15 protein-coding genes are annotated in these 11857 nt (G+C 35.7%); 11 read left to right on the top strand and 4 right to left on the bottom strand.

Going from position 1 to position 11857, the window contains the following annotated elements; all coding sequences use genetic code 11:
• Window positions 1-4 precede the first annotated feature (4 nt).
• Genes ACL9RH_RS21530 through ACL9RH_RS21520 form a run of 3 tightly spaced genes read right to left on the bottom strand, consistent with a single transcriptional unit; the run spans window position 5 to window position 1834 of the window.
• Window positions 5-568, bottom strand: coding sequence for a Maf family protein (locus ACL9RH_RS21530; protein ID WP_422695390.1), 564 nt, complete (start codon window positions 566-568; stop codon window positions 5-7).
• Window positions 569-576: 8 nt separating this feature from the next.
• Window positions 577-1095, bottom strand: coding sequence for a KdsC family phosphatase (locus ACL9RH_RS21525; protein ID WP_422695389.1), 519 nt, complete (start codon window positions 1093-1095; stop codon window positions 577-579).
• A complete protein-coding gene (locus tag ACL9RH_RS21520; protein WP_422695388.1) occupies window positions 1085-1834 on the bottom strand; it encodes a Rossmann-like and DUF2520 domain-containing protein in 750 nt (249 codons plus the stop codon). The genes ACL9RH_RS21525 and ACL9RH_RS21520 overlap by 11 nt, the downstream gene beginning before the upstream one ends.
• Window positions 1835-2015: 181 nt before the next feature.
• On the opposite strand from ACL9RH_RS21520, the gene ACL9RH_RS21515 reads away from it, so the two are divergent.
• The 7 genes from ACL9RH_RS21515 to ACL9RH_RS21485 all read left to right on the top strand — a co-directional run bounded on the left by ACL9RH_RS21515 (window position 2016) and on the right by ACL9RH_RS21485 (window position 8464).
• Entirely contained in the window at window positions 2016-2567 is a 552-nt protein-coding gene (locus ACL9RH_RS21515) for an RNA polymerase sigma factor (RefSeq protein WP_142717485.1), read from the top strand.
• 17 nt (window positions 2568-2584) lie between these two features.
• A complete protein-coding gene (locus ACL9RH_RS21510; RefSeq protein WP_422695387.1) occupies window positions 2585-3127 on the top strand; it encodes a hypothetical protein in 543 nt (180 codons plus the stop codon).
• A gap of 5 nt (window positions 3128-3132) precedes the next feature.
• On the top strand, window positions 3133-3642 hold the full coding sequence (locus ACL9RH_RS21505; protein WP_422695386.1) for a hypothetical protein: 510 nt from the start codon (window positions 3133-3135) through the stop codon (window positions 3640-3642).
• Between the two features lie 96 nt (window positions 3643-3738).
• A complete protein-coding gene (locus ACL9RH_RS21500) occupies window positions 3739-4776 on the top strand; it encodes a hypothetical protein (RefSeq protein ID WP_422695385.1) in 1038 nt (345 codons plus the stop codon).
• 141 nt (window positions 4777-4917) lie between these two features.
• Complete coding sequence (gene lepA / locus ACL9RH_RS21495; RefSeq protein WP_422695384.1) at window positions 4918-6714, top strand: translation elongation factor 4; 1797 nt, start codon at window positions 4918-4920, stop codon at window positions 6712-6714.
• Window positions 6715-6856: 142 nt separating this feature from the next.
• The gene (locus ACL9RH_RS21490) at window positions 6857-7312 is read left to right on the top strand and encodes a T9SS type A sorting domain-containing protein (RefSeq protein WP_422695383.1); all 456 of its coding nucleotides are present in this window, start codon (window positions 6857-6859) and stop codon (window positions 7310-7312) included.
• 9 nt (window positions 7313-7321) lie between these two features.
• Window positions 7322-8464, top strand: a complete 1143-nt coding sequence (locus tag ACL9RH_RS21485) for a hypothetical protein (RefSeq protein WP_422695382.1) — start codon at window positions 7322-7324, stop codon at window positions 8462-8464.
• Between the two features lie 35 nt (window positions 8465-8499).
• On the opposite strand, the gene ACL9RH_RS21480 is transcribed toward ACL9RH_RS21485, so the two are convergent.
• A complete protein-coding gene (locus ACL9RH_RS21480) occupies window positions 8500-9144 on the bottom strand; it encodes a DUF1579 domain-containing protein (protein ID WP_422695381.1) in 645 nt (214 codons plus the stop codon).
• A 123-nt stretch (window positions 9145-9267) separates the two neighbouring features.
• Here ACL9RH_RS21480 and ACL9RH_RS21475 point away from each other — a divergent pair, with 123 nt between their 5' ends.
• The 4 genes from ACL9RH_RS21475 to ACL9RH_RS21460 all read left to right on the top strand — a co-directional run bounded on the left by ACL9RH_RS21475 (window position 9268) and on the right by ACL9RH_RS21460 (window position 11855).
• On the top strand, window positions 9268-9963 hold the full coding sequence (locus ACL9RH_RS21475; RefSeq protein WP_422695380.1) for an NrtR DNA-binding winged helix domain-containing protein: 696 nt from the start codon (window positions 9268-9270) through the stop codon (window positions 9961-9963).
• 322 nt (window positions 9964-10285) lie between these two features.
• A complete protein-coding gene (locus ACL9RH_RS21470) occupies window positions 10286-10828 on the top strand; it encodes an NADAR family protein (RefSeq protein WP_422695379.1) in 543 nt (180 codons plus the stop codon).
• 31 nt (window positions 10829-10859) lie between these two features.
• Entirely contained in the window at window positions 10860-11414 is a 555-nt protein-coding gene (locus tag ACL9RH_RS21465; protein ID WP_422695378.1) for a 2OG-Fe(II) oxygenase, read from the top strand.
• A 105-nt stretch (window positions 11415-11519) separates the two neighbouring features.
• Window positions 11520-11855, top strand: a complete 336-nt coding sequence (locus ACL9RH_RS21460; protein WP_422695377.1) for a hypothetical protein — start codon at window positions 11520-11522, stop codon at window positions 11853-11855.
• Window positions 11856-11857: the final 2 nt, after the last annotated feature.

Below are 11857 nucleotides of genomic sequence, written 5' to 3'. Positions count from 1 at the left end.
ACTTTTAAATGTTGGAAATTTCTTTCAGAATTCTATAAACCAGGTGAGTAGGAAGTCCCATTATTGTATAAAAACTTCCTTTCATATTTTTAATTTTTGCCATTCCCAGCCATTCCTGGATACCATAACTTCCGGCTTTGTCGAAAGGCTTATAATTCTGCACATAAAACTTTATTTCCTCATCTGTTATCGTGTCAAATGTTACATCTGCAACATCTGTCTCTGTAAAGGTTTTGTCTGAGGTTTTGATGGTAATTCCGGTATACACCTGATGTGTTTTCCCTGAAAGGCTCTGAAGCATTTCATAAGCGTGGGCTTCACCTTTAGGTTTTCCCAGGATCTGATTGTTGATGGCAACCACGGTATCGGCTGTTAATAAAACTTCACCGGCTTCCAGAGGTCTGAAAGTATTGGCTTTTAATTCAGATAAATAGGCTGCGGCAGATTCTATGGCAATACCTTCGGGAAGAATTTCTTCACAGTCTATTTTTACCACTTCAAATTCAAAACCAAGGTTGGATAAGAGCTCCTTTCTTCTCGGGGATTGTGATGCTAAAAGTAATTTCATAAGAGAATTTATACAGATTGGGTATTATCTTCATGCCAGTTTCCCTGAACTTTCATCACTTGCTCAATAACGTCGCGTACTGCTCCGGTTCCTCCTTTTTTAGGCGAAATATAATCGACAATTCCTTTTACTTCAGGAACCGCATTTTCAGGGCAAGCAGCAATGGCAGAACTTTCCATGATACGGATATCAGGAAGATCGTCGCCCATAGTCAGGATCTCTTCATTTTTAAGATTGTATTTTTTCTTAAAATCTTCAAAGTCCTCTATTTTGTTGTGTGATTTTGGATAATAATCCTGAATTCCCAGATAATTGATTCTGTGTTTTACCATTTCATCATTTCCACCGGTAATTACTCCAATCAAATAATTGTTTTTTAATGCTTTAACTACTGCATAGCCATCCAGTACGTTCATTACTCTGCACATATTTCCTCCGGGAAGAAGATAAACACTTCCGTCTGTGAAAACTCCGTCTACATCAAATACAAACGCTTTAATATCTTTTAATTTCTCTTTATAACTCATACATTTCCTGAATAGAGTGATTCATTGTTTTATAAATTTCAAGACTTTCGCCTTTTAATAACTGCTCGTGCAGCTGTAATACTCTTCGGTCGTTCCTTACGGCTGGTCCGGTTTGGGCAGCTTTAGGTTCAATTTCATGAATTTTTTTAACCGTTTCATCGATCAATGGCAGAAAATAATCAAACGGAATTTCCTGAGAATCCGAAATTTCTTTAGCCCTTGAAAAAAGATGGTTTACAAAATTACAGGCAAAAACTGCTGTAAGATGGATATATTTTCTTTTTTCATGGCTGCTTTCCATTACATTTTCTGAAATTTTGGAAGCCAATTCCAACAGTACTTTTTGGTCTTCTTCATTTTCTGCTTCAACGAAGAACGGTATTTTTTCATACTCCAGTTCTTTTGATCTGGAAAAGGTTTGCAAAGGGTAGAAGCTGGCTTTTCTGTAATCTCCGGCAAGAACTTCTTTCGGAAGTGATCCGGAAGTATGGGCCACCAAAGCTTCTTTTTTAGCAATAATCTTTGAAACTTCCTCCACAGAATTGTCGCTTACACAAATAATATAAAGATCTGCATCTTTAAGCTCAAAAGTAGAGTAGGGTATGTTTAATTCTTCAGAAATTTTACTCAATTCCTGTTCGTTCCTGCCAAAAATCTGGGCCAGGGAAATGCCTTTCTGTGTGAAAGCTTTTGCCATATGATAGGCAACATTTCCGGAACCGATAATTACAATTTGCATCTAACAAATATAAGATTTTAAGCTGAGCCGGGAAAGGAAGATGATCATAGAAAGCCGGAAGTTCAATATAGGCACGTTTATTGCGTAAGTGTCTCATATTATTTTAAATATTTATCTGGAAATTGAATAATTAATTTAACTTTCAGCTATTTTTGTAATCCAAAACAATGAAAGGCATCTTATGAAGATTAAGGACGCGGAGATTATTTCGTTGATGCAAAATCCACGGACCCAGGATAAAGGTGTCCGGGCCTTGATGGATGCCTATCAAAGCAGATTGTACTGGCACATAAGAAGAATTATTGTGGACGGAGATCTTGCACAGGATACTTTGCAGGAAACTTTTATTAAAGCTTATCAGAATTTTCATCAGTTTAAAAATGATAGTCAGTTGTATACCTGGCTGTATAGAATTGCCACCAATGAAGCCCTGCAGCAGGTGAACAAAATGAAGAAAATGCAGAAAACCGATGAAGACCCTGAGTATCATATGCAGAATCTGGTGGCCGATAATACTGAAGGAGATGCCGAAGAAATACAGATCTTATTACAGAACGCTATACAAAGTCTGCCCGAAAAGCAGAAACTGGTATTTATGATGCGGTATTATGATGATTTGCCCTACGAAGAAATATCCAAAATTGTAGATATGTCTGTAGGAACACTGAAAACCAATTATCATTATGCCAAGCAGAAAATAGAAGATTATATTAAAGAAAATTACGAAAGATAATTTTTGACAAAACCGAGATGAAAGAGTTCGACATAGAAAAACTAGAGCGTAAAAACATTTACACAGTGCCTGATCATTTGTTTGAAAATATTCAGGAGAGCGTTATGAATGATATAAAGACAAGCAAACAAGCACCTGTCTTTAAGATAAACTGGATGTATGCAGCGGCTGCATCGTTGGCTTTGGTCTTTGGAGCAACTTATGTTTTCAATTCTGATAACAATTCAGTAGAAAAAGCACTGAATGATAAGCAGTCCTACGCCATTAATAAAGGTGAGCCTAAAACAGAAAGTCAACTCGCCTATGAAACCTTGCAAAATGATTTAACTTCTGTTGATAATATTAATCAAACAGTTGAGAATCAAAAAAATAATACTACCTACGCTTATAAAGGCGAAAATGAAAATGGTAAAACAGCAGAATCATCCAAAGGGGTAAAAACTGCTACAAAAAAAGAAGATGCCAGAATGAATGACTATCTGGATTCGTTTTCTAATTCTGAAATTGCAGAATTAGCAAGTAATTCGACTCAAGACGTTTATTTGGATTTATACAATTAAAGAAGATGAAAAAGATATTATTAGCGTTTTTGATTATTTATGGTTTCGGCTTAAATGCCCAGAGGTCAGATTATGACTGGAAGAAGATGGACCCCAAACAAAGGAAAGAAGTCATCAATAATCTTTCCCCGGAAGAAAGAAAAGAACTTTTGAGGAAATTCAGAAATAATATGATCATGGATAATCTGAATGTGGATCCAGGGGATAAAGCAGAATTTACTCAGCTTTATAACGAGTATCTGGAAAGCCAAAAGCAGATAAAAAGTCAATTTGATCCGGGGTTTGACCCTGAGACCTTATCCGATGATGAAGCGAAAGCCAAGCTACAGCAGAGTTTTGAAGTAGGGCAGAAATTGTTGGATAATAGAAAAAAATACGCAGATAAAATGCAACAGGTAATTCCCTGCCAAAAAGTTCTGAAGCTGTTTCAGTCTGAAGGTATGATGAGAGATAAAATGAATGAAAGAAAACCTCACGGAAACAATAGTGCAACGGGACCTAAGCAGACCCCATAATAGTTTATTTTTTTAATGTTGAACGGCTCTCACAGATCTTTTTGTGAGAGCCGTTTGATATTATCGTAAATTTATATTTTTGCGAAAAATTAATTAATGAAAAAATTATTTTTCTTTCTATTGCTGTCGGTCTTATGGTCGGCTCAAAAGACAGAAATAATCGAGCTTAAAGAGAACATCAAAGACAGGAAAGGGCTTACAAAATCGCTTACCTTTATCGATAACAGATCTGATAAAACAATAGGAACAATACCTGATAAAAAAGATTCCGTAACGCTTAAATTTGCGAGTGATGATGTAAAAGGACTTTTCGAAAACTGGTTTATTGAAGATAATAAAATAAGAGGAAATAATGATATTGTCCTGATGCTGGAAGACCTTAAAGTGTATGAAGAACAGGATTCCAACCGCCCATTTCCTTATATAAAGGCCAGAGTGAAGATGTCAAGCTTTATCAAAAGAAACGGAAGATATTACTTTATTGGGCGATATGACAATGTGATTGTTACGAATCCGAAGATCACCGTTCATCCTTCAATTTTCCTTGCTGGAAAAATTTCTGATCTCATAGCAGAATTCATCAAAGCGTCTTATTACCCTTATATTGTGGCGAATTATTTTATTACTGAGAGTGAAATTCACAGATATAATGAATACCTGAATAAAGATTACAAGGCATTTAATGAAACGGCTCTTAAAGATGGAGTGTATACCAATTTTCAAGGATTTCGCAGCCAGGAACCCAATATCAATTATTCTGTAAAAAAGAACAGGAAAGGAAAAGTGGTAGAGCTTGTCAACCAAGGTCAGGAGGCCTCCCTTTCGGAAATGTACTGCTATGTGGAAAACGGAAAAGGGTATAAGCTTACCCCTGTGGGATTTGATGAAATACATAAAAATGATAAAGGATTTTATATTTACTCTTCCAGAACCAACCTTTTTGTAGAATCCAAAACCGGAGGAGTATTTATTGGTGCTGTAGCTGGAGGCTTAGTAGGTGCTCTTATCGGAGCTGCTATTGACGCCTCATCCAAGGCTAATGCCGGAGCAATGAATGGTGTTGGATTCAAATCTACTTTAGAATCAAATGTCTATCTGGATTCTTTAACGGGGGCTTATATTTTTGAAAACTAAAGAAAAGTATTCCGGTAACGCAAAATCTTAAGATTACCATCAGGGTATTTCTGAAGAAATTTAAATAAATTAATACAATAAGATAATGAAAGACAATAATCTCTCTCTTTTTTTTATCTTTGCAAATTACAAGATTCTTAAATGAAAAACATACGAAATTTTTGCATAATCGCTCATATCGACCACGGTAAAAGTACCCTGGCAGACCGTCTTTTGGAGTATACAAATACTGTTACCCAAAGAGAACTACAGTCTCAGACGCTTGATGATATGGATTTGGAGAAAGAACGTGGGATTACCATTAAATCTCATGCGATTCAAATGGATTATGAGTATAAAGGCGAAAAATTTATTTTAAACCTTATTGATACCCCGGGACACGTTGACTTTTCTTACGAGGTTTCCCGTTCCATTGCAGCTTGTGAAGGAGCGCTTCTTATTGTAGACGCTGCACAGAGTATTCAGGCACAGACCATCAGTAACCTGTATCTTGCATTGGAAAATGATTTGACGATCATTCCTATTTTGAATAAAATTGACCTTCCTTCTGCAAATCCTGAAGAAGTTACGGATGAGATCATGAATCTGATCGGTTGCGAATATGAAGATGTATTAAGAGTTTCAGGTAAAACAGGAGAAGGGGTTCACCACCTTTTGGAACAGATCGTAGAAAGAATTCCTGCACCGGTAGGAGATCCTGATGGTCCGCTTCAAGCTTTGATCTTTGACTCTGTATATAATCCGTTCAGAGGTATTGAGGCTTATTTCAAAGTAGTGAACGGAAGTATTACGAAAAATGAAAAAATTAAGTTCTTTGCTACTGGAAAAGAATATGGTGCTGATGAGGTAGGAACATTAAAATTGAAGCAGGTTCCGAAGAAAACCATCCAGTGTGGAGATGTTGGTTATCTGGTTTCCGGGATTAAAGATGCCCGTGAAGTAAAAGTAGGAGATACCATTACTTCATTTGAGAAGCCGGCAGATGGTCCGATAGATGGATTTGAGGAAGTGAAGCCAATGGTATTCGCAGGTATTTATCCAATTGATTCTGAGGATTTTGAAGAGTTAAGATTCTCTCTGGAAAAATTAAGACTGAACGATGCTTCTTTGGTTTTCGAACCGGAAAGCTCTGCAGCACTTGGTTTTGGTTTCCGTTGCGGATTCTTAGGAATGCTTCACATGGAAATTGTTCAGGAACGTCTTGACAGAGAGTTCAATATGAACGTTATTACTACGGTACCGAACGTTTCTTATTTTGGATATACTAAAAAAGAGCCTGAGGTTCCGATTCTGATCAATAACCCATCTGAAATGATGGATCCATCAACAATGGATAGAGTAGAAGAACCTTTCATTAAGGCTTCTATCATTACAAAATCTGATTTCGTAGGAGCTGTAATGACTTTATGTATTGAGAAAAGAGGAGAAATCGTTAACCAGAGTTATTTAACATCTGAAAGAGTTGAATTGATCTTCAATATGCCACTTGCTGAGGTTGTTTTCGATTTCTATGACAGACTAAAATCTATCTCTAAAGGATATGCGTCTTTCGATTATCACCCAATAGGATTCCGAGCTTCCAAGCTTGTAAAAATGGATATCCTGATTAATGGTGACATGGTAGATGCTCTTTCATCTTTGATCCACGACAGCAATGCTTACTATATTGGTAAGAGAATGTGTGAAAAGCTTCGTGAGCTGATCCCGAGACAACAGTTTGATATTGCAGTTCAGGCAGCCTTAGGAACGAAAGTTATTGCCAGAGAAACCATCAAAGCACTAAGAAAAGACGTTACCGCAAAATGTTACGGAGGAGATATTTCCAGAAAGCGTAAACTATTGGAAAAGCAGAAGGAAGGGAAGAAGAAAATGAAGCAGATCGGGCGTGTAGAAGTACCGCAATCAGCATTTATGGCTGTATTAAAACTTAATGATTAAGATCTTTAATAAATATAAGAAGGCTGGAAATTCTCCGGCCTTTTTTTGTTAAAACACTTATTTTATGATCATTACTTAACATAATATTAAAATCTAAGAGTACAATATTTCTTTACGTTATATTTGCCTAAAATTAATTTCCATGAAAAAACTCTATTTGATGATAGGACTTCTGGGTTCTGTCGCAATCTATTCCCAAAGCCTGGCGGGAGGAATCAATTCTGGAGGAGTATCCAATGAAAATCTTATGTATACCGTAGGAGAAATTTATGTGATACCTGATAATCCAGATCAGCAAAATTCCGGAACGCTTGGAATGCTTTATCAAACTGTTTTAAATGTTTTAGGAGTAAGTGAGATCACGTCGAAACAAGATAAAGTAAGTGTGTATCCCAATCCTACAGCAGACTATATTACGCTTCAGATTTCTTCAAAAGAAAAACCTCGGGAGGTTTCTGTATATGATTTGTCTGGGAAGTTGGTGATGCAGAAAGAGATTAACAATGACCGTATTGATCTCTCTTCTCTGATAAGTGGAGTGTACCTCCTTACCTTTAAAAACTCAGATATAAAACCAATAAAAATTATTAAGAAATAAACGATTACCATGAAAAAATTATACACTTTACTATTGGCTGTTACAACTGCTTTGGCCTTTGCCCAGGTTCCTCAGGGATTCAGCTATCAGGCTATTGCCTTTAATGCTTCCGGGAATCCTGTTGCGAACGGAAATGTATCTGTAAGAATCAGTATTTTAAATGAATCAGTTACAGGAACTAACCTGTATACCGAAACACATTCTAAAACCACAAATTCAAAAGGATTAATCAATCTAAATATAGGACAGGGCACACCTGTTTCAGGAGCATTTTCCGGAATCAATTGGAGTGCAAATGCCAAGTTCATTAAAGTAGAAATAGATCCTGCCGGTGGAACCAATTATACTAATGTAGGAACCAATCAGCTAATGAGTGTTCCTTATGCCATGACAGCTTCTAAAGTTGATATCTCTTCTCCCAGCGCTGCTATTGGGGATGATATTAACGAAAGCAAAAGCACCAATTACTTTTATGTAGACAAATATGAAGGTAAAGTTTATGTGCTAAGCTCTAAAACGGGAGTATGGTCCTCAAAGGCGTTCAGTGCTAGCTATACTAATAATAATATTACTCCTGATATAACGGCAAAAAATGGAAATATCATATTTATAGACGGATATGAAGGTAAGGTCCATATTTTTAGTTCCAGATCAGGAAGCTGGTCCACTCAGCCTTATAGCGCTACTTATACCAACAATAATAACATTCCGTCATTATTTTCTTTATCCAATGGAAGCACGTTGTTTATTGATAAATTTGACCATAAAGCCTATGTTTTTAATTACACAATTGGGACATGGTCATCGCAAGAGTATAATGTAGGTTACGCCAACAACAATACAATGCCTACAGCAACCGCTTCAGGAAGTAACTTTTCATTTGTAGATAAATATGATCGTAAAGTATATGTTTACAATACCAAAACAATGGAGTGGAAGTCACAACAGTTTAGCGTTACGTATTACAATAATAATTTGAATACACCAGATGTATCTTCTTCTAACGGGAATTTTTCTTTTACAGACAGATATGACCGAAAAGTATATATCTTTAACTCAAGAACAGGAAATTGGATATCTCAGGAATACAACGTAGGATACTATAACAATAACTACAGTGCTCCAAGTACTTTGTGGACTGAAACAAATTAAAATAAAAAACGCTTCCTTGGAAGCGTTTTTTTGTATTATTTCTTACGGGTAAATTTTATTTCCATGGTTTTGTATTCTTTTCCGGTCTTAGAATCCGGACCGTACATTTCCAGCTTTTGGGTATTGTCATCCATAAAAGTAAAAACCTCCCTGAAATCACAATCCTTTCCAGGTCTGGAAGGATCAGTCATTTTTCCTTTAAATTCCACAGATTTTGTAGAAGCATTCCAATCGCCTTCTCCGTGCATCATTCCGGTTCCCATATTATCAATCCAGGTACTTACAAACTTCTTTTTTGAATTATCATATCCTACAATACTCATCCCTTCAAAAGGCATTCCCATAAAGTTTCCTTTATGATTACTAATTTGGTATCGGCCGCCAAACATCATTTTATTGGTTGCTTCAGACATACTGGTCATAGGCTTTCCTCCATTTTCCATCCACATGGTTGTTTCACCGGTCCAGATACCATCAGATTTTGCCAGCATTTTTTGCATTTCGCCGGGAGTTGAGTATTCCATCCAGGCTTTCATAGCCGCTGCAGAATCCACAGGTTTCCATTCAGAATTTGCTGCTGTAGAATCTGACTTATCAGAACCATTCGCAGCGGTTGTTTTTCCTTTTTCACAGGCTGTTAGGAGTAAAGCCACAGATAGAATTGAAAGTAAATTTTTCATAATGTTTTAATTTTAAGGTGTTTATAATAGTAAATTAAAGATATGAACTTTTATTATACCTCAAATTATTTTTTATTACCATCATAAATTGTAACTTTGCGTATTCGTAACGCAAATATATTTATGGAGTCTCCAAAAAAATTACAAGATATAAAAGTGGCGGTAGACGCCGTTATTTTCGGATATTTTGACAAAAAAGATCTTCAGATTCTTTTAATCCAAAGAAACATAGAACCTTTTAAAGGTGGGTGGGCACTTCCGGGAGGCCTGGTTCTGGATGATGAAAATCTGGATGATGCTGTAAAAAGAGAACTGTATGAAGAAGCGGGCATAAAACCCGATTTTTTGGAGCAACTCTATACATTTGGTAATGTAGGTAGAGATCCAAGGAATAGAGTGGTTTCCATAGCTTATTTGGGGCTTGTGAACCCTTCTTATCATGAGTTGTTTGCAGACTCCGATGCGGATGATGCACAATGGTTCAGTGTCAATAATCTTCCAAAAGTGGCTTTTGATCATCAGAATATTATAGACATTGCACTCAAAAGACTTCGGACAAAAATACAGTACCAGCCGATTGGTTTCAATCTTCTTAATGAAGAATTTCCTTTTTCAGACCTTGAAAATTTATACAAAACCATTGTTGGGCAGGAAATAGACCGAAGAAATTTTCGTAAAAAAATCATGAGCTACGGATTGCTTAACGAAACCAATAACGTTAAAAAAGAAGGCAGCGGAAGACCAGGTAAGCTTTTTACATTCAATCAGGAAAAATATAAAGAACTGGAAGAACAAGGATTTTATTTCGAAATTAAATAAAATCTGTAAACACCAATTTCACGAATGTTTTGCACAAATAATCACTAATATATACTTGCTAAAAGAACTTTATTTAAATAATAAATTAAAAATATATTCAATAGAAACGGGGTTTAGCCCGTTTTTTTATTGCCCGTCCTATCCGCTTTAACCAAAACCGATCAAGTTTGTATCCTTTGTATTAGGAATTTACGTTCTTCGTATTTAGAAAAAAAAATATAATTGATAATCAGATTGTTATATTTATTAGTGTAAAATTAACACAAATAAATTTGGCTGATTAAATGATATTCTTTTAAATTTGTGTAAAAATAACACAATAATGAAATACACCATCCAAAATAGTATAGAAAGATTTCAGAAGAAAGAGAAAATAAAGTTTCTTTTTTTCTGGGGACATACGGCAAAAGATGAGATTACAAAATCATGCTTCAGTCAATGGTGTCCGGGAAAATTTGAAGAAGAAGGCATTATATACAGAACGGCAGAGCATTACATGATGGCTGGTAAAGCAAAACTCTTTAATGATGGTGAAATGTTGGAAAAAATTTTACAGTCGCCAAGCCCTAATCAAGTCAAAAGTCTGGGAAGAAAAGTGAAAAACTTTGATCCTCAGCTTTGGGAAGAGCATAAATATGAAATTGTAAAAAAAGGAAATCTTTTGAAGTTTTCTCAAAATCAGAAGTTTAAAGATTTTCTTTTGTCTACTGGAGAGAAAACACTTGTAGAAGCGAGTCCTTATGATAAAATATGGGGAATTGGAATGCTGGAAACAGATCGCAGAGCAGAAAATCCACTATTATGGCAGGGAGAAAATCTTTTGGGATTTGCCTTAATGGAAGTAAGAGACGAATTAAGAAGGTAAAAACACAATCATCAAACACAAAATATTCATCATGGAAAAAACAGAACTGCATCCACAAATATTTCTGATTGAGAGTTTTCTGACTGATACTGAGTGCGATCAATATATCAGTTTGTCACAGGAAAAAGTTTTTGAAGAAGCAAAAATCAATGCCTTTGGACGACAATTGATGAATAAAGGCATCAGAAATAATGATAGGCTGATGATCTTCGACAGTAATATGGCTGAAGAATTGTTTGAAAAAGCGGCAACATTTCTTCCAAAGGAACATGAAGAGTATAGCCTCAAGGATTTTAATGAAATGTTTAGGGTATATAAATACGCTCCCAGACAACAATTTAAAATGCACAGAGATGGTAGCTATATCAGGAATGAAAATGAAAAAAGCTTCTACACTTTCCTAATTTATCTGAATGATGATTTTGAAGGAGGAGAAACAGAATTTGAAAACTTATTTACTGTAGCCCCTAAAAAAGGAACTGCATTAGTTTTTTACCATCCTTTAAGACACGAAGGAAAAACACTGATCAGCGGACTGAAATATGTACTGAGAACAGACGTAATGTATTCACTCACAAAGTCATAATTGGTAAGAATATAGAAAAATGTTTTTCTTTTGGGAAAACATGACGGTAAAATTATGTCATTTTGTTTTTGCGTAATAAAAACACAAACAAAAATATAACACATTATGGAAGATGAATTGCAACCAAGGTTTATTGAATCATTACAGAGAAATAATGATCAGATCAGAGAAGACCGGGCCAGAACAATAGGCGCAGATTCTGAATTGATTTACAGAAGGCGCGTTGAAGATCTTGAATTAAAAATCAAAAGACTGGAACGGGAGCAGGATGGGCTTATTGACATCAGCCCTTTAGACAGGAACAGCTTAACCTTTGCGGATTTCAATCCCGAAGCATTTGTTCAGAAAGACATGGAATTATCACTAACAATCAGAAATTTGAATATTCAGCTTGAAGTAACCAGAAAAAGATTTGAATATTTATTTGGAAAAAAATATTAACA

The sequence above is a fragment of the Chryseobacterium sp. Mn2064 genome (assembly GCF_049319685.1).
Taxonomy (GTDB): Bacteria; Bacteroidota; Bacteroidia; order Flavobacteriales; family Weeksellaceae; genus Chryseobacterium.
Note: the sequence above shows the minus strand (reverse complement) of the source record. Positions and strands in the feature narration are given on the sequence as shown.

Bases quoted from the DNA above. Each gene is read 5' to 3' on its own strand.
- ACL9RH_RS21530 (WP_422695390.1), bottom strand. From the start codon at position 568: ATGAAATTACTTTTAGCATCACAATCCCCGAGAAGAAAGGAGCTCTTA.
- ACL9RH_RS21525 (WP_422695389.1), bottom strand. From the start codon at position 1,095: ATGAGTTATAAAGAGAAATTAAAAGATATTAAAGCGTTTGTATTTGAT.
- ACL9RH_RS21520 (WP_422695388.1), bottom strand. From the start codon at position 1,834: ATGCAAATTGTAATTATCGGTTCCGGAAATGTTGCCTATCATATGGCA.
- ACL9RH_RS21515 (WP_142717485.1), top strand. From the start codon at position 2,016: ATGAAGATTAAGGACGCGGAGATTATTTCGTTGATGCAAAATCCACGG.
- ACL9RH_RS21510 (WP_422695387.1), top strand. From the start codon at position 2,585: ATGAAAGAGTTCGACATAGAAAAACTAGAGCGTAAAAACATTTACACA.
- ACL9RH_RS21505 (WP_422695386.1), top strand. From the start codon at position 3,133: ATGAAAAAGATATTATTAGCGTTTTTGATTATTTATGGTTTCGGCTTA.
- ACL9RH_RS21500 (WP_422695385.1), top strand. From the start codon at position 3,739: ATGAAAAAATTATTTTTCTTTCTATTGCTGTCGGTCTTATGGTCGGCT.
- lepA (WP_422695384.1), top strand. From the start codon at position 4,918: ATGAAAAACATACGAAATTTTTGCATAATCGCTCATATCGACCACGGT.
- ACL9RH_RS21490 (WP_422695383.1), top strand. From the start codon at position 6,857: ATGAAAAAACTCTATTTGATGATAGGACTTCTGGGTTCTGTCGCAATC.
- ACL9RH_RS21485 (WP_422695382.1), top strand. From the start codon at position 7,322: ATGAAAAAATTATACACTTTACTATTGGCTGTTACAACTGCTTTGGCC.
- ACL9RH_RS21480 (WP_422695381.1), bottom strand. From the start codon at position 9,144: ATGAAAAATTTACTTTCAATTCTATCTGTGGCTTTACTCCTAACAGCC.
- ACL9RH_RS21475 (WP_422695380.1), top strand. From the start codon at position 9,268: ATGGAGTCTCCAAAAAAATTACAAGATATAAAAGTGGCGGTAGACGCC.
- ACL9RH_RS21470 (WP_422695379.1), top strand. From the start codon at position 10,286: ATGAAATACACCATCCAAAATAGTATAGAAAGATTTCAGAAGAAAGAG.
- ACL9RH_RS21465 (WP_422695378.1), top strand. From the start codon at position 10,860: ATGGAAAAAACAGAACTGCATCCACAAATATTTCTGATTGAGAGTTTT.
- ACL9RH_RS21460 (WP_422695377.1), top strand. From the start codon at position 11,520: ATGGAAGATGAATTGCAACCAAGGTTTATTGAATCATTACAGAGAAAT.